This window comes from Rhodococcus sp. RCBS9 (genome assembly GCF_029457415.1).
GTDB classification, from domain to species: domain Bacteria; phylum Actinomycetota; class Actinomycetes; order Mycobacteriales; family Mycobacteriaceae; genus Rhodococcus_F; species Rhodococcus_F qingshengii.
The window spans coordinates 1,439,840-1,456,266 of sequence record NZ_CP120422.1; the positions used below are offsets into that span (position 1 = coordinate 1,439,840).

At 63.0% G+C, this 16,427-nt stretch carries 11 protein-coding genes; all 11 read left to right on the forward strand.

What is annotated here, in order from left to right:
* Window positions 1-23 precede the first annotated feature (23 nt).
* The 11 genes from P0M12_RS06850 to menC all read left to right on the forward strand — a co-directional run bounded on the left by P0M12_RS06850 (window position 24) and on the right by menC (window position 16,345).
* On the forward strand, window positions 24-938 hold the full coding sequence (locus P0M12_RS06850) for an SDR family NAD(P)-dependent oxidoreductase (RefSeq protein ID WP_007731375.1): 915 nt from the start codon (window positions 24-26) through the stop codon (window positions 936-938).
* A gap of 49 nt (window positions 939-987) precedes the next feature.
* Window positions 988-2,589 (forward strand): helix-turn-helix domain-containing protein, encoded by a 1,602-nt coding sequence (locus P0M12_RS06855; protein WP_007731373.1) that lies wholly within the window; start codon window positions 988-990, stop codon window positions 2,587-2,589.
* A gap of 144 nt (window positions 2,590-2,733) precedes the next feature.
* Window positions 2,734-4,332: an ABC transporter substrate-binding protein gene (locus P0M12_RS06860; protein ID WP_007731371.1), complete on the forward strand. Its 1,599-nt coding sequence runs from the start codon at window positions 2,734-2,736 to the stop codon at window positions 4,330-4,332.
* Between the two features lie 227 nt (window positions 4,333-4,559).
* Entirely contained in the window at window positions 4,560-6,161 is a 1,602-nt protein-coding gene (locus P0M12_RS06865) for an ABC transporter substrate-binding protein (protein ID WP_277377542.1), read from the forward strand.
* A 62-nt stretch (window positions 6,162-6,223) separates the two neighbouring features.
* Complete coding sequence (locus P0M12_RS06870) at window positions 6,224-7,237, forward strand: ABC transporter permease (protein ID WP_003940249.1); 1,014 nt, start codon at window positions 6,224-6,226, stop codon at window positions 7,235-7,237.
* Window position 7,238: 1 nt separating this feature from the next.
* On the forward strand, window positions 7,239-9,119 hold the full coding sequence (locus tag P0M12_RS06875) for a dipeptide/oligopeptide/nickel ABC transporter permease/ATP-binding protein (RefSeq protein WP_225320135.1): 1,881 nt from the start codon (window positions 7,239-7,241) through the stop codon (window positions 9,117-9,119).
* The gene (locus P0M12_RS06880) at window positions 9,116-9,907 is read left to right on the forward strand and encodes an ATP-binding cassette domain-containing protein (RefSeq protein WP_003940215.1); all 792 of its coding nucleotides are present in this window, start codon (window positions 9,116-9,118) and stop codon (window positions 9,905-9,907) included. The genes P0M12_RS06875 and P0M12_RS06880 overlap by 4 nt, the downstream gene beginning before the upstream one ends.
* On the forward strand, window positions 9,904-13,263 hold the full coding sequence (locus P0M12_RS06885) for an alpha/beta fold hydrolase (protein WP_277377543.1): 3,360 nt from the start codon (window positions 9,904-9,906) through the stop codon (window positions 13,261-13,263). The genes P0M12_RS06880 and P0M12_RS06885 overlap by 4 nt, the downstream gene beginning before the upstream one ends.
* A complete protein-coding gene (locus tag P0M12_RS06890) occupies window positions 13,260-14,423 on the forward strand; it encodes a M20/M25/M40 family metallo-hydrolase (RefSeq protein WP_054187730.1) in 1,164 nt (387 codons plus the stop codon). The genes P0M12_RS06885 and P0M12_RS06890 overlap by 4 nt, the downstream gene beginning before the upstream one ends.
* Window positions 14,401-15,222, forward strand: a complete 822-nt coding sequence (locus P0M12_RS06895) for a GNAT family N-acetyltransferase (RefSeq protein ID WP_007731362.1) — start codon at window positions 14,401-14,403, stop codon at window positions 15,220-15,222. The genes P0M12_RS06890 and P0M12_RS06895 overlap by 23 nt, the downstream gene beginning before the upstream one ends.
* Window positions 15,212-16,345 (forward strand): o-succinylbenzoate synthase, encoded by a 1,134-nt coding sequence (gene menC / locus P0M12_RS06900; RefSeq protein WP_030535169.1) that lies wholly within the window; start codon window positions 15,212-15,214, stop codon window positions 16,343-16,345. The genes P0M12_RS06895 and menC overlap by 11 nt, the downstream gene beginning before the upstream one ends.
* The last annotated feature ends 82 nt before the right edge of the window (window positions 16,346-16,427 follow it).

Genomic DNA, 16,427 nt, shown 5'->3' on the forward strand with positions numbered 1-16,427 from the left:
TCCCAGATCAGAGAGGTTTTCCAATGTCGTTGGATTTTTCCGGCAAGGTAGCGATCATCACGGGCGCAGGCGGCGGACTCGGCCGTTCACACGCATTGGCCCTCGCCGCACGCGGCGCACGCGTCGTCGTCAACGACATGGGTGGCTCGGTCAACGGCAGTGGCGGCGCTGATACCGCAGCAGCCAAGGTAGTGGCGGAAATCGTCGAGCTGGGCGGCGAGGCCATCGCGGACCACTGCGACATCACCGACGTCGACGCCGTTGCCGCCATGGTCGCGACGGCCGTGGACAAGTGGGGCCGCGTGGACATCCTGATCAACAACGCCGGAATCCTGCGCGACAAGTCGTTCATCAAGGCCGAGCTCGACGACTTCCGCAAAGTCATCGACGTGCATCTGATGGGTTCCGTCATCTGTTCCAAGGCAGTCTGGCCGCACATGGTCGAACAGAACTACGGACGCATCCTCATGACTACGTCAGCATCGGGAATTTACGGCAACTTCGGCCAGGCGAACTACGGCGCCGCGAAGTCCGGCGTCGTCGGCCTGATGAACGTTCTCGCCATCGAGGGCGAACGCAAGGGCATCCGCGTCAACTCGCTGGCCCCGACCGCCGCGACCCGCATGACCGAAGACCTCCTCGACGAGAAGACTCTCGCTCTGCTTGCACCCGAATCGATTTCACCCGGCGCACTGTTCATGGTCTCCGATGACGCACCGACGAAGACCATCCTCAGCGCCGGCGCCGGCGTCTTCGCGATCGCTCGCATGGAAGAGTCGCAGGGCGTCTACATCCCCGAAGGCGCACTCTCGCCCGAGGTCGTCGCCGAACGGTGGTCCGAGATCAGTGACATGACCGATTCCGTCCAGGTGCCCGCGGCGTTCGATCAGACCCGCCGGTTCGTCGAGAAGGCCGTGGCGGAGCAGCCCAGCAACTGAGCAGGGCAACCAGACAACTGATCGACCCCGCTCCCCCTAAGGTGTGGTGGTGACCACACCTACGGGAGTATCGATCGTCGACATCGTCGACAGACTGGGAATGACGTTCCTCAGCGGTGGCGACACCGTCGACGGCGCCCGCACTGTCAGCCGCGTGACCCTGCACGAAGGGTCCGAAGCTACCCAGGACAGTGCGGGCGCCGTCGTACTCGGCGCAGGTCTCGCAGGTTCGGCCGATATCGCAACGGCGGTAAGAGAATACGGCTCGGCAGGTGCGGTAGCGCTGATCGTCAAAGAGCCCCTGGACTTCGACGGCCTCGTCGAGAAAGCGGTGGCCGACACCGACGTCGCACTCCTCGGAATGGTCAAGGATGCAAGCTGGCTGCAAAGCGCGTCGTTGATCAACGAGATCCTCGAATCCGGCAACAACGGGGACCGCACGTCGGCCGCCGACGCCGACCTGTTCGATCTTGCCAACTCGATCGCTCAGGTATTGAACGGCCCGGTCACCATCGAGAATCAGTCGAGCCGGATCCTCGCGTTCTCGGCGGATCAAGCCTTCGGCGACGAGGCACGTAAGCAGAGTGTCCTCGGACATCAAGTGCCGCAGCACTATTCCGATCGGCTCAGGTCAATGGGGTATTTCAACAAGATCTACGGCTCTACCCTGCCGGTATTTCTACCGGGTATCGGGCCGGGCATCAGGCCCCGCGTCGGCATGCGAATACATGCGGCATCGCAGATCCTCGGTTCGATCTGGGTGATCTTGGACGAGGAGCCGAACGAATTACAGGTCAAAACGCTCGTCGAGGCTGCGGGCGTGGCCGCCATGAGTTTGCTTCGCGCCAAACTGGCCGCGGATTCGGCACGACGACTGAGGTTGGGCGAGGTGATCACGTTACTGAGTGGCGGCACTTCAGCGAAGGAAGCGGCCGAGCGACTGGGCTACGGCCGTTCGAAAGCAAACGTGCTTGCGGCCGGCTTCCGTAGCGGCGCCGGTGCATCGTTGGAGGCCGAAGCCGACGTCGATCAACTGGCCCTGACACTCAATACCTATCTCGACCAAGTATTTCCGCTGTCGGTGGCGGCAGCGATCGGCGGCACCGTCTACGCCGTAATCCCACACACCCGGCACCAGACCGACGACGACTACGTGCGTCGGATCGCGTCGGAGTTTGCAGACCGTTCCCGTTCGGAAAAGTCGGTGGTCATCGGAATCGGTGCGACAGTGGCCGACGTGATGACGCTGGAGAAGTCACGCGACGAAGCCGACCGAGCGCTTCGCGTTCTGAGGTCGACGTGGAATTCTTCGGGCCGGACCGTCGCGCGCGCCGACGACGTGCAGATCAATTCCCTACTTCTGCGCCTCTCCGACGCCCTGGCGGACGAGAACGAGACCGCATCGGGTCCGCTCGCGGTACTGCGTGAGTACGACCGCAGTCACGACATCAACCTTGTCGACACGCTCCGCGCCTGGCTCGACACGTTCGGCGACATTCCGGCTGCTGCGTCCTTGGTTCACATCCACGTCAACACGTTCCGGTACCGCCTCAAGAAGCTTGCCGGGATTGCCGGCATCGATCTCGATGATCCGGAAACTCGATTCAGCCTGATGCTCCAGCTTCGTCTCTTCCATCCGACAATGTTGTAGCGATCTACCAAGTCTCACGAAACATTCGTAAATCCGGACGATGTTCTCGTTCTTTTGTTGGGTGAAGATTCAAGCAATCGTCTTTTGCTCCTGACCCGACAGACCTCGCGTCACTCGGGCGGGACCACACCTTCCGGAGGCACCATGAAACAACGGTCCTACGCACTACTGGCTGCGGCAACTGGCACCGTTCTTGCCCTGACCGCGTGCTCAACGGGTGGCTCATCGGGTTCGGGTGGGGGTGAACCCGTCACGGACGGCACCTTCAAATTGGCTCTCGTGGCCGACCCCGGCGCTCTGAATCCGCTGATGACCGCCGCTTCGCCGGCGCACCAACTGGCGCGTCTGAGCTACGACTATCTGCTCCATCCGGATCCCGATACCGGCGTAACCAAGCCGTGGCTCGCCGAGAAATGGGAAGAGACAACCACTTCCGCGTCCTTCACCATTCGCGACGGCGTCACCTGTAACGACGGATCCGCTCTGACTGCCCAGACCGTCGCCGACAACGTCAATTTCATCACCAACGCAGCAAACAAATCCGCTCTCCGCGGGGTGTACGCACCGGCAACTGCAACTGCCACCGCCGACCCGGCGACCCGGACCGTAACGGTCACAACTCCGGAACCCTCTCCGTTCCTGCTTCTCAACCTGGCGCGAATACCGATCATGTGCGAGGCCGGGTTGAAGGATCCGACGGCGGCAAACAAGACGACCTTCGGGTCGGGCATGTTCCAGATGACCGAGGCAGTCGCCAACGATCATTACTCCTACGTTCGGCGCGACGGATACAACTGGGGACCGGACGGCACTACCTCCGACACTGCCGGTGTACCCAAGAATGTCGTCGCATCCATCATCACGAACAACAGCACAGCGGCCAACCAGGTGTTGTCCGGTGATCTGAATGCCGCTGCCGTCTCCGGCCCCGATCAGGACCGCATGAACGCCGCGAACTTGGATACCGTCAAGCAGCCTGCTCCAGCGGGCGAGATGTTCTTCAACCACAGTCCCGGCAATCCGACGAGCGATCCTGCCGTACGCAAGGCGCTGGTCCAGGCTCTCAATCTCGACGACCTCGCCGAGATCTTCACCGCCGGCCGCGGAACCCGATCGACCACGATGGTGTCCATCGAACCGCGGGCCTGCATCTACGACTCTGTCGCCGGAAACCTACCGGACTTCGATACCAGTGCGGCCGCAGCAACTCTCGAGTCTGCGGGCTGGAAGGTCGGCGCGGACGGTAAACGCAGCAAGGACGGCACACCGCTCCGAATTCGGATGGTCTACGAGACGTTCGGCGACGCGACCGATGCTGCCGCCGACGTCGCAGTCAACGCGTGGAACGACCTGGGCGCCACCGTTGAACTCACCAGTGGAGACTCGAACAAGATTCTCGATGTCGCACTCAGCGGCAAGGACAACACGGCGTGGGATGTCGCGTGGGAGCCGATCAACGTCGCGCTGCCCAGCATGCTGGTCCCCTTCCTCTCCGGTCCGGTGCCCGCTGCGGGAATGAACTTTGCGTCGATCTCCAACCCGGCCTACGACGCAGCCGTCACCAAGGCTTCCGGGCTGACGGGCGAGGACGCTTGTGCCGCTTGGGCAGACGCTGAGTCCGAGATCATCAAAGCAAACTCGGCGGTACCTTTTGCCGACAAGATCACGACTCTCTACTTCAACAATGCGGGTCTTGCATTCGGCCGCAATTTCATCGGTTCGGCCCTGCGCCTGTACCAGTAGACCGCCGGTAGCGACCGGGGAAATCGTCGTGTTTCGCCGGTCGCTGTCGGTATACGGACAGGTATTCACTGATCCTGACGGTTTTCGTGGGAGCGGACGAAAATCGACCCGATTTTCGTGAGGATCGACAGAGATGCGCGTCACGTCATGCGCCAAGATTTAGCAGTCAACACTCAACCGCGCCCTCACGTTTTTCGCTCGGGCCCCTGCTCCATCACGGAGGCACCATGAAACACCGCTTCTATCCAACACTTGCGGCAGCCGCAGGGCTCACGCTTGTGTTGTCTGCTTGTGGCTCGGGAGGCACGTCCTCGGGCGCCAGTGGCGGTGAACCGGCCACCGACGGGACCTTCCGTTTCGCCCTGCAGGCCGATCCGGGTGCTCTCAACCCGATCATGTCGGCCGCCTCGGCGACCGCCGAGTTGTCGCGTTTGGCGTACGACTACCTGATCTACCAGGATCCCGATACCAGTGAAGTCGGACCGTGGTTGGCGGAGAAGTGGGAGGAGACCCCGACCTCGGCGTCCTTCACCATCCGTGACGGGGTGACCTGTACCGACGGATCGACGCTGACACCGCAGACCGTCGCGGACAACATCAACTTCGTGGCCAACCCGGACAACGGTTCACAGTTGCGCGGGTCCTCCGTGCCGACCGGCGCCACTGCGACTGCCGATCCTGCAACGCGCACTGTCACGGTGACCACTCCGGCGCCGAGCCCGTTCCTTCTTCTCAACGTCGGTCGCCTGCCGATCCTGTGCGAGGCCGGATTGAAAGATCCGACAGCGTCGAACAAGAAGTCGCTCGGCACCGGCATGTTCGAAGTCACCGAAGTTGCCGCCAACGACCACTACACGTTCCAGCGTCGCGAGGGCTACAACTGGGGCCCCGACGGCACGACCTCCGACACCCCGGGCGTCCCCAAGACGGTCGTCGCCGCCATGTCGCCGAACGTGAGCACCGCCGCAAATCAGCTGCTCTCGGGTGAACTCAACGCAGCTCCGATCGCCGGTCCGGACAAGGACCGCGTCGCGGCAGCCAATCTGGACTCCGTCGGTCGGCCACTGCCGGCAGGCCAGATGTACTTCAACCAGATCGCGAGTAATCCCACCAGCGATCCCGCAGTGCGCAAGGCCCTGATCCAAGCGGTCGATCTCGACGACCTCACTCAGGTCATCACCGCCGGACACGGGGTCCGGGCAACCAGCCTCGTCGCCGTCGAACCGCGCGCCTGCGTTTACGACTCTGTCGCAGGCAACATTCCGGACTTCGACCTCACTGCCGCCAAGGCAACACTGGACGGCGCTGGTTGGACCGCCGGCGCTGACGGCAAGCGAAGCAAGGATGGCAAGCCGCTCAATCTCCGTCTCGTGTACGACGGCACCGACGATCCGCGCAACGCGGCGGCCGAACTTGCTCAGTCGGCGTGGTCCGAACTCGGCGCAAACGTCGAGGTGACCGGGGGCGACTCGAACAAGATCATCGACGTCATTCTGAGCGGCAAGGACAACTCTGCCTGGGACATCGCCTGGGTCCAGGTCAACTCCTCGCTGCCCAGCACCTTCACTGCGTACTTTGCCGGGCAGGTTCCCGCAGCAGGCAAGAACTTCGGATCGGTCAGCAACCCCGCCTACGAAGCAGCAGCCACCAAGGCTTCCGGTCTGACCGGTAGCGACGCTTGTGACGCCTGGGCCGACGCCGAGTCGGAGCTCACCAAGACGATCGCGGCCGTGCCCTTCGCAGACTCCGTCATGAACGTGTACTTCAACAAGGCCGGACTCTCATTCGGCAAGTCGCTCAACGGTTCTGCGCTGCGTCTCTACCAGTAGGCCGTCCGCCCACTCTGAAATATCTTCCCGCCCCAGCATCCCGCCCTCCGGAAAGACAGCCCATGAGTCAAACTATTGAAGCCGCGAAACCAGAAGCGGCGCCTCAGGCTCGAGCAAAGTGGCTCGAGTCCGACAGCTGGCCCGCATATCTTCTGCGTCGTTTCGGCACCTTCGTGATTTCACTCTGGGCGCTGGTGACTGCGGCGTTCCTGATGCTCCAACTGATTCCGGGAGACCCGGTTCGGTTGGCACTGGGAATGAACGCACCGGTCGAACTGGTCGAGACAACGAGGTCTCAGCTCGGTTACGACCTTCCCTTGTGGCAGCAGTACTTCCGATTCGTCGGCGGGTTGCTGAGCGGGAATCCCGGTGACTCGATCACCTTGAGGACTCCGGTCTTCGAGGTGATCGCGTCCCGCCTACCGGCAACACTCGAACTGGCTGTACTCACAGTCGTCACGGTGCTGCTAGTGGGCATTCCGATCGGCCTCATCTTCGCTGCACTGACCCGCAACGGTCGACGACGCGGAGTCGAGATCGGTTACACCGCAACGTCGGGCACCATCGCCGTGATCCCCGAGTTCATGTTCGGTACGGCGCTGGTCTACCTCTTTGCCGTCACGTTCCCTGTTCTGCCCGTCGCCGGCCGAGGTGGACCGGAAAGCTACATCCTCCCGGTCGCGGCCATGTCGATCGGTGCCATCGCCTCGATGTCGCGCATCGTCCGTGCAGAGGCGCTCGGCGTGTTGGACATGGACTACATCCGTACGGCGCGCGCCAAGCGAATGCCCGTGGCACGAATCTACTTCCGTCATGCAATGCCCAACCTCATGACGTCGACGCTGACGCTCGCCGGACTCCTCCTGGGTGGTCTGATTGCCGGCACCGTGCTCATCGAGAGCATCTTCGCCTGGCCCGGCATGGGCATGGCGCTGGTCAAGTCCATCACCGAGAAGGACTACCCGCTCGCCCAGACACTGGTCGTGATCTACGGCGCCATCGTCCTTCTCATCAATTTCATCGTCGACGTGGTGCTCGCTCTCATCGACCCACGATCCACAATTCGGGAGAACTGAGTTGAGCACCTCACCTACGGCCCCCACTGCGGCCCCCAAGACGCCCCCGCGACGACACTGGATCGTCGGAACGTTCCGCACCCCATTGGGAATCCTGGCCCTCACCTTCCTGACCGCTCTGATCGCCCTCGTCATCTTCGGACCGATGATCTGGGGTGACGCCGCTGTCGCAGCCAACCCGAAGGCACTCTCTCAGGGACCGAGTTCCGAGCACATCTTCGGCACCGACGCCGGCGGGCGTGACGTCTTCGCCCGCACGATGACCGCCGCGAGACTGTCGGTGCTCATGGCTCTCGGAGCCGTCGCACTCGGTGTCACAATTGGCCTGATACTCGGTACGCTCCCGACGCTCGCTCCCCGCTGGGTCGGACGAATGGTCGTGGCATTCCTCAACTTCGCCATCGCATTCCCCGGACTGCTCCTCGCGATCTTCCTGTTGGTCGTTCTCGGACAGGGTGCTGGCAGCGCGGTGATCGCCATCGGTCTCGCCCTGGCCTCGCCGTTCGCGAGGTTGACGTACGCACTGGCTTCGTCGGTCAACGGACGCGACTTCATCGACGCAGCACGCATCCTCGGGGTTACCAAGCCGGGGCTGCTGTTCCGCCACATTCTCCCCAATATCCGTGAACCACTCATCGTCAATGCCAGCATCGCTGTCGGCAGCGGCCTGGTGGTCTTCGCCGGACTCTCGTTCCTCGGCTTGGGCATTCAGCCGCCTGCATTCGACTGGGGCCGGATGCTCAACGAAGGTCTGTCGAAGATCTTCGTCAACCCGGCCACCGCACTCGCCCCCGGCATCGCCGTCGTGCTCGCCGGCTTGACCTTCACGCTGCTCGGCGAGGCCATTGCTCGCGGCGCGGGAGTTCGCAGCCCGATCAGCAGTCGCCTGCCGAAGTGGAAGCCGATCAACCGGAAAACTGCCCAGGCCGATTCGGCGCCCACCGACGAAGACGCGGTACTGACCGTCCGCAACATGTCCGTCGCAGTCCCCGCGGGTGACGACTGGCGTCGCCCCGTCGACAACATCAGTTTTACAGTTCACCGCGGCGAAACCGTGGGCATCGTCGGTGAATCCGGGTCCGGAAAGTCACTGAGTTGCATGGCAATCGCGCAGCTGACCGACCACCCCACCGTGGTCGACGCCGGGCTCATCGAGTTCGACGGCACCGTGCTGATGAAGGACGGCAAGCGGCCGGACGACGCGGCTTCGCGCAAGGTTGCCCGCCAACTCGGCACACGTATGGCGATGGTGTTCCAGGATCCGATGTCGTCCATGAATCCGTCTCTCAAGGTCGGATACCAGGTCGCCGAGATCGGTTGGCTCCACGAAGGTATGAGCAAGGCCGACGCGAAGAAGGCGGCAGTCGAGCGACTGAACGCCGTCAAGATCCCCGACGCGCCCAGGCGTGCGAAGCAGTACCCCCACGAGTTCTCCGGCGGTATGCGTCAGCGCGCGATGATCGCCATGGGTCTGATGGGTAAGCCCGCTCTGATCATCGCGGACGAACCCACCACTGCGCTCGACGTGACCGTTCAGCGTGAGGTCCTCGGGCTGCTCCACGAGGTTCGCGAAGAAACCGGCGCCGCAATCCTTCTCATCTCGCACGACATGGCCGTCATCACCGGCATGTGCACCCGTGTCCTCGTCATGTTTGCCGGCGAAATCGTCGAAGACATCGCAGTCGACGATCTGATTGCCGGCCGTGCAAAGCATCCGTACACCCGCGCGCTGATCGCCGCGGTCCCCACCATGAGCACCGATCGCGACAAGCCGCTTGCCACCGTCGACGAAGCCTGGCAGGTGGAGAGCCTCGACGCCGAGGAGAGCACCGCCGACATCGAGTTGGAAGAACTGTTGGCTGTTGCAGAGGAGATCCGATGAGCAGACTCGAATTCCGTGACGTCAACGTCCACCTCGGTAGCGGTTCGAAAAAATTCCACGCCGTCAAGAACATCAATCTCGACATCCCCTCCGGATCGGTGGTCGGTCTCGTCGGTGAATCGGGTTCCGGAAAGTCGACACTGGCGCGAGCAACTGTCGGCCTGGCCGAGCCCAGTTCCGGCCAGATCCTTCTCGACGGTGTGGACGTCGCTCACGCCCGCGGCGCGACGGCTCGTCTGCGCCACCGGATCCAGATGGTCTTCCAAGATCCGTACTCGTGCCTCGACCCGCGAATGACCATCGGCCAGTCACTCGCCGAGGCGCTGCGGTCCACCGAGCGTCGTGACAAAGCTCGGCGCAGCCGCGGCGACCGCGCTGCCGAGGTCGCTCGACTCCTCACCACCGTCCAACTGCCGGTGGAGAAGGCGCACGAATACCCATCGTCGTTGTCGGGTGGTCAGCGCCAACGCGTTGCCCTCGCGCGGGCTTTGGCAGCCGCACCGGCAGTTCTGCTTGCCGACGAAATCACCTCCGCTCTGGACGTGTCCGTGCAGGGCGCGGTTCTGAATCTGTTGGTGGATCTGCAGAAGCAGCTTGGTCTGACGGTTCTGTTCGTCAGTCACAACCTGGCGGTGATCCGCTACGTCTGTGACCACGTCGCAGTCATGCTCGGCGGCGAGATCGTCGAGCACGGGCCGGTTCTCGACGTGATCGATTCGCCCAAGGAGCCGTACACGGCAAAGCTGTTGTCCGCGATCCCGACATTCGGGGAGCCGATGTTCCAATGACAACGCCGACCACTCTCGACTCTCCCGCAGCCGTAGCCCGTGCCGAAGAACGTCGTTCGGCGAGAATCCAGGATTACGCGTCCGTGGTTACACCGACCAGCATCGCCGTATCGGCGTCGGGACGCATTGCATACGTACGTACCGAATCGAATCCGGCTGCGGATACCAACGAGCACTCGATCTGGTTGGCTTCCCCGCAACTACAGCTCACCGCGGGACCTGCCGACACCTCGCCGGCTTGGCATCCCGTTTCGACGCTGTTGGTCTTCGTTCGGCCGGATTCCTCGGGCACACCACAACTGTGGAAGGTCGACGCCACCGGGGGTCCGGCAACACAGCTGACCACCACGGCGCAGCTCCCGCTCGGCGCGGGGGCACCGGTGTTCTCTCCTGACGGCGCTCGGATCGCCTTCAGCGCCCCCGTCGACCGCACTGCCGCCGGATCGTCATGCCTCTTGGTGGCGAAGCGCCTCAACTACAAGGTCGACGGATCCGGTGTCCGGGGCAGCGTTCGGGCGCACTTGTTCGAGTTCGATCTGGCCGCCGGCTCGCTTCGGCAGCTGACGGACGGCGATTGGGACGCTTCGCATCCCGCGTACAGTCCCGACGGCACCGAACTGGCTTTCACCGCGGCGATGGACGGCGACGCCGATCTGACGCGGGCGAGTTCCGCCTGGACCGTATCGCTGACTGATCTCGCCTCCACTCCGCGGATGTTGGGGCACGCACGCGGCATCGCAGGACCACTTGCATGGACACCTGCCGGCGACGCGGTCGTAGCCGTCGGTTGGCACACACCGATCATTCACAACAACGAACTTCTTGTCCTGCACCGCGACCAGCGAGTGGAAGACCGCAGCCTGACGTCCGGACTCGACCGAAACGTCATGCCGGGCGGGACCGGTTATCCCGGTGGCGCACCGAGTTTCACCGCCGACGGCGACATCGTCTTCTGCATCCGCAACCACGGCTCCACCGAACTGCACAAGGTCGATTTCGGATCAGGCTCCGTCTCACCACTTCTCACCGGCGAGCGGACAGTGGTCTCAGGCCTTGCCCTGACGTCCGGGCGAGCCGTCGTCGCGCTGGCAACGGCGACATCCTTCGGCGAGGTCGCCGTCATCGACCTCGAGACTCGTGCAGTCGAAACCGTCACCGAATTGAACACGGAACTGACAACTTCCGTCGCGTTTCCAGTCGCCTCCGAGCGTTGGTTCGACATCAGCGACGGCACCCGTGTTCAGGGTTGGATCCTGCGCGACCCGAACGTCACGGGCGCCGGTCCGCTGGTTCTGGACGTCCACGGCGGACCACACAATGCCTGGACCGGAACGCCGACCGTGATGCACGCATACCACGCGGAACTGGTCGCGCTGGGATTCACGGTCTTGATGATCAATCCGCGCGGAAGTGACGGCTACGGAAACGACTTCTTCGACGGTGTGCGGGACGGCTGGGGTGAGGCGGATCGTGCCGACCTGCTCGAACCGGTCGAAACCCTTGTCGCCGAGGGGATGGCCGATCCGAAGCAACTGGTACTCACGGGCTACAGCTACGGCGGATTCATGACGTGCGCCCTGACGTCCGTCACCGATCGGTTTGCCGTCGCAGTCGCCGGTGGTCTCGTTTGCGACATCGCGAACACAGCCGGCCCCTCGGACGAGGGCATCTTGCTGCAGACGGTCGAATTCGACCCGCAGTCATCTCGGGTACGGGAACTTTCGCCGCTGGGGCGAGTCTCCCAGGTGACGACACCGACGCTGATCCTTCACGGCGGCAGCGACGTCCGTTGCCCGGTCAACCAGGCCGAACAGTGGTTCGGTGGACTGCGTTTGGCCGGCACCCCGACCGAGTTGGTGGTTTTCCCGGACGCGTCACATGCCTTCGTGTTGACGGGTCGGCCGTCCCACCGACTGGAGTACAGCACTCGTCTCGTCGACTGGATCGAACGGCACCTCTCCCCCAAGCCCGCACTGACCACGGTCGATCCCGACTACTGGCAGTACCGACTCGACACCCTGAGTGCGAAGTACGGGGTACCCGGCGCCTCGCTGGGAATTCTGACCACAACCCGCAGCGGATTCGACCGCACCGTGATCACGTCCGGTGTCGTCAGTACCCGCACCGGCGTCGCGGCTACGCCCGACACGCTGTTCCAGATGGGTTCGATCAGCAAGGTCTGGACGGCCACCCTGATCATGCAGCTCGTCGAAGAAGGATTGCTGGATCTCGACTCACCTGTCCGGAACATCCTGCCGGACTTCGCAGTTGCCGACGCGGTAGCCACCGAAACGGTCACGACTCGCCACCTGTTGACTCACACCAGTGGCATCGACGGTGACGTTTTCATCGACGGCGGGCGCGGCGACGACTGCGTCGAGCGATACGTCGCATCACTGAAATCAACGGTGCAGCTCTTCGCCCCCGGCACCGATTGGTCGTACTGCAACACCGGCTTCGTGATCGCCGGACGAATCATCGAGGTTCTCCGAGGTAAGAGTTGGGACGCGGTTCTGCGCGAGCGGATCATCGAACCGCTCGGCCTGACCAAAACCACGACCCTGCCTGAGGAGACGGCACTGCACCGCGCTGCAGTCGGGCACGTCGGCGGTGCCGACGACCTCGAGCAGACACCACAGTTCCTCATCCCCCGCTCGATGGGCCCCGCCGGCCTCATCAACAGCACGGCCGAAGATCTACTCCTGTTCGCTCAGGACTCGATGCGCGAGGACCCGGTTCTCCTTCGGCGTTCCACTCATCTGGCGATGCTCGAGGAGCGCCGCCAGATCGGTGACGTGTCGTCAGCGGACATCATGGGAACCACGTGGTTGCTGCACAATTGGGGCGGTGTACTGGCTCATGGCCACAATGGCGGAACTCTCGGCCAGCAGTCGTTCTTGCGAGTGGTGCCGTCGTGCGGTCTAGCCGTGGTCCTGATGGCCAACGGTGGAGCAATGGACGCTCTCTCCGGCGATCTTCTGGCTGAAGTAATCGGTTCCATAGGCGGCGTCAGTGTGACACCGGCATTCTCGCCTGGTGACCCCCACACCCGCGTCACGTCCTCACCTGAAGAACTCGATGCGCTGTGCGGCCTGTACCGCGATGCCGCAGCCGATTTCGTCTTGGAAAGGACCGGCGGTTCCCTGACCGCCCGCCGCACCGATCACATCGATCCTTCGGTCACCGCCGAAAGCGCAGAGTCCGTCTCTCTCAGCCTGATCGAAGTTCACCCTGGAGTGTTCGGGACCCGACTCCCTCAATCAGCAGGTTGGGTCCGGATCACTTTCTCCGACAACGGGAGTACACAATTGCTACACGTCGGAAGCCGCGCGTATCCGCGAGTGAACAACCGATGACCATTCTCCGCGATCTGGCCGAGCGCCAACTTCCTCAGATCCTCGAGGACGCCATCGCGCTCATCGAAGTCGAGTCGCCGTCACACGATCTCGAAGCTGTTGCCCGCAGCGCGAAGTGGACGTCAGATCTTGTCCACGAACGACTCGGCGTGACACCGGAGTCGATAGTGACGGAAGGCCGAACCCATCTGGTGACCCGTTTCGGCAGCTCACCGACGCGGTTGATGCTGCTCGGTCATCATGACACCGTGTGGCCGATCGGCACCCTGACACGCCTGCCCGCAGCCGTCACCGACGGAGCGCTCCGAGGTCCGGGCGGACTCGACATGAAACTTGGTGTCGTTCAGGCAATCCACGCCCTCGCTATCGTCCGGGAGCTGCACGGCGACGATGCACTCGACGGAATCACACTCCTCGTGACCGGTGACGAAGAAATCGGTTCACCCACGTCGCGGTCCCTCATCGAGGAACTTGCGGCAGGCGCGGTACTGGTTCTCGAGGCCGGCGGTGACGGTGGCGAACTGAAGACTGTCCGCAAGGGGGTGTCGCTGTATCGGATCCATGTTGCCGGTCGCGCCGCCCACGCCGGGCTGGAGCCGGAAAAAGGCATCAACGCTGCAGTAGAACTGGCTCGTCTCGTGATCGCGATCAACGACTTGTCCTCGCCGGCACAGGCAACCACCGTCACCCCGACTGTCATTTCAGCCGGAACCACAACCAACACCGTTCCGGCAGAAGCCTTCGTCGACGTGGACGTGCGCGCAACCAGCGCCGCCGAGCAGGAGCGCGTCGATGCGAATATCCGAGCCCTGCAGGCAATCCACCCCGAAGCCGTAGTCACGGTCTCGGGTGGTGTCAACCGTCCACCTCTCGAAGCGACGATGTCCGCACCGTTGCTGGCGTTGGCGGAACGCGTTGCGCTCGAGCATGATCTGACTCCGCTCGTCGGCCTCGCCGTCGGCGGAGCCTCGGACGGAAACTTCACTGCCGGTATCGGTATCCCCACCCTCGACGGCCTCGGTGGCGTCGGCGGCGGTGCACACGCCGAGACCGAGCATGCGCTCGTGTCCGCAATCGCTCCGAGGACGGCGTTGGTTGCGGGCCTTATTCGTTCGATCACGTCTGAAGGGGGCCCTCGTGTCGAAAAGCAAAGCGGTTGAGTTTCGAGAACTGGTCGATACCCGCGAAATAGCCGATCTATCCGCCGTTTTCGACGAGATCTGGGCTACCAGTCCCGGACCGGCTCATTTCGGCACTGCGATGTTGGTTGCGCTTCACCACGGTGGTCACTACGTGGTGGGAGCCTTTTCCGAAGGCGAAATGATCGGTGGTTGCGTCGGATTCTTCGTCGAGCCTCTCGGCGAGGTTCTGCACTCACACATCGCCGGAGTACTACCGGGACACGCAGGCAAGGGAATCGGCCGCGCCCTCAAGCATCATCAGCGAGACTGGTGCATCGAGCGCGGCGTCAGGACGATCCGGTGGACCTTCGATCCACTGGTCGCACGAAATGCCTATTTCAACATTCAGCGTCTCGGAGCCGAACCGGCCGAATACAACCCGGATTTCTACGGGTCGATGGCAGACGGAATCAACGCAGGCGACGCCAGCGATCGTATGCTCGTCAGTTGGGACCTCGACGTCGATGGATCTCCGAGTTCTACTGTGGCCGTGAATGATACATTCAAGGTGCTTCAACCCACCGAAGACGGTACGCCTCGAATGCTCCCGATCCCACCCGACTGCGTCGATATCGCAGTCGGAATACCCAGAGACATCGAGCATCTGAGAACAGTCGACCGCGCCTCTGCCTTTGCCTGGCGACACGCGCTTCGCGAGTACCTCGAACCACTGATCGCCTCGAAGGAATGGCAATCGACCGGCTTCGACCCCAGCGGCTATTACATGTTCACGAAAATCTGCGAGACAACCGGAGAAGAGCAAGTCCATGCACATTGAGTCCGTCGAATTGCGCGAACTGCGCATCCCTCTCGTCTCCCCCTTCACCACGTCATTCAGCACCCAGCTCGAGCGCAACACCCTCGTCCTGAAAGTGAGCGGCACCACCGACGGCCCCAACGGTCCGGTGGAGACCGTCGGCTGGGGCGAGTGCGGCTCGCTCAGCGATCCGTACTACAACTCCGAATACACCGCTGGTGCGCGGGCGATGCTTCGCGAGTATCTCGTTCCGACGCTGCGTAAGTCGCAGTCGGATCAGCCGCTCTCGGCCGAGACGGTCGGCAGCGTACTTCACCACGTCGTGGGTCACCAGATGTCGAAGTCGGCTATCGAAATGGCAATCCTCGATGCTGAATTGCGCGCTCGTGGACAGTCTTTCGCTCGGTACCTCGGTGCCACTCGCACTCGGGTGCCCTCGGGAGTGTCCGTCGGCATCCAGGACAGCATTCCGCAGCTACTCGAAACCGTCGGTAATTATCTGTCGCAGGGTTACGTGCGAATCAAGCTGAAGATCAAGCCGGGCTGGGACATCGCTCCCGTCGCTGCGGTGCGCAAGGAGTTCGGCTACGACGTCCCTCTGCAGGTCGACGCGAACGCCGCGTACACCCTCGTCGACGCGCAGTTGCTCCGTCGCCTGGACGAATTCGCACTGCTCCTCATCGAACAGCCGCTGGCCGAGGACGATTTGGTGCAGCACGCCAAGCTCGCCCAGTCCCTTTCGACTCCGATCTGCCTCGACGAGTCGGTCGAGTCGGCCAAGGATGCGGCGGATGCCATCACGCTCGGTGCCGCTTCGGTCATCAACATCAAGCCGAGCCGTGTCGGTGGATATCTGGAAGCCAAGCGCATCCACGATCTCGCCTCGGCACACGGTATTGCGGTGTGGTGCGGCGGAATGCTCGAGACCGGAATCGGCCGCGCCGCCAACGCAGCCCTCGCGGCGCTGGACGGATTCACGCTGCCCGGCGACATCTCGGCGTCCGATCGCTTCTACAAGGAAGACATCACCGAACCTTTTGTCATCGAGGACGGCCACATCGCCGTGCCGCAGGGACCGGGCTTCGGTGTGACTCCGCGCGAAGACGTCATGGATCGCTTCACGGTCGGAACCGAGATTCTGTAGGTCCGTCACACAGTCACGCAGCAGCCACCTCCACCTTCACCCCGGAGGTGGCTGTTCGTCGTTTGTGTCGGTAGGGGGGTGC

Excerpts from the sequence above, each read along its gene's own strand:
- P0M12_RS06850 (WP_007731375.1), top strand. The coding sequence starts at position 24 with ATGTCGTTGGATTTTTCCGGCAAGGTAGCGATCATCACGGGCGCAGGC.
- menC (WP_030535169.1), top strand. The coding sequence starts at position 15,212 with ATGCACATTGAGTCCGTCGAATTGCGCGAACTGCGCATCCCTCTCGTC.
- P0M12_RS06885 (WP_277377543.1), top strand. The coding sequence starts at position 9,904 with ATGACAACGCCGACCACTCTCGACTCTCCCGCAGCCGTAGCCCGTGCC.
- P0M12_RS06880 (WP_003940215.1), top strand. The coding sequence starts at position 9,116 with ATGAGCAGACTCGAATTCCGTGACGTCAACGTCCACCTCGGTAGCGGT.
- P0M12_RS06890 (WP_054187730.1), top strand. The coding sequence starts at position 13,260 with ATGACCATTCTCCGCGATCTGGCCGAGCGCCAACTTCCTCAGATCCTC.
- P0M12_RS06860 (WP_007731371.1), top strand. The coding sequence starts at position 2,734 with ATGAAACAACGGTCCTACGCACTACTGGCTGCGGCAACTGGCACCGTT.
- P0M12_RS06865 (WP_277377542.1), top strand. The coding sequence starts at position 4,560 with ATGAAACACCGCTTCTATCCAACACTTGCGGCAGCCGCAGGGCTCACG.
- P0M12_RS06870 (WP_003940249.1), top strand. The coding sequence starts at position 6,224 with ATGAGTCAAACTATTGAAGCCGCGAAACCAGAAGCGGCGCCTCAGGCT.